This window comes from Rhodococcus sp. ENV425 (assembly GCF_002887785.1).
In the GTDB taxonomy this organism is placed as follows: domain Bacteria; phylum Actinomycetota; class Actinomycetes; order Mycobacteriales; family Mycobacteriaceae; genus Rhodococcus; species Rhodococcus aetherivorans.
Window position 1 is genome coordinate 2,546 of the sequence record NZ_PCZU01000294.1, and the last position, 782, is coordinate 3,327.

The window sequence follows — 782 nt, forward strand, 5'->3', positions numbered from 1 at the left end:
CACCGCGTACGTGATCTTCACCTCCGGTTCGACGGGCAAGCCGAAGGGTGTGGCGGTGCCGCACGGCGCGATCGTGAACCAGTTGCTGTGGAAGCGCGAGCACTTCGGCCTCGGATCGCAGGACGCGGCGCTGCTCAAGACCGCGGCGACGTTCGACCTGTCGGTGTGGGAGTTCTGGTCGGCGCTGGTCTGCGGGGGCCGGCTGGTGATCGCCGCGCCGGAGGGTCACCGCGATCCCGGCTACCTGAACGCCCTGATGGCCGAGCAGGAGGTCACCACCCTGCATGTGGTGCCGTCGATGCTCGAGGCGCTGCTCGTCGACTCCGACGGGATGCTGCCGAGGTCGCTGCGCCGGGTGCTCGCGATCGGTGAGGCGCTGCCGGCGGCGACGGCGCAGCGGTTCCTGCGACACAACAGCGCGCAGCTGGTCAATCTCTACGGCCCGACCGAGGCCGCGGTGTCGATCACCGCGGGCGACGTGGTGGGCGACGCGGGCGCCTCGGTGTCCATCGGTGTGCCGGAATGGAACTCGCGGGTCTACGTGCTGGACGGGCGCCTGCATCCGGTGCCGGTCGGCGTGTCCGGCGAGCTGTACCTCGCCGGTGCACAGCTGGCGCGCGGCTACCACGGCCGGGCGGATCTGACGGCGGAGCGGTTCGTCGCCTCCCCGTTCGGCGACGGCGAGCGGCTCTACCGCACCGGCGACCTCGTCCGGTGGGACACCACCGGCCGCCTGGAGTACCTCGGCCGCAGCGACTTCCAGGTGAAGGTGCGCGGATTCC

The 782-nt window shown here is 71.4% G+C and carries 1 protein-coding gene; it reads left to right on the forward strand.

Annotated features, from left to right (window positions below; genetic code table 11):
* On the forward strand, positions 1 to 782 hold a 782-nt coding region (locus CQZ88_RS32065), incomplete at both ends, for an AMP-binding protein (RefSeq protein ID WP_258008840.1).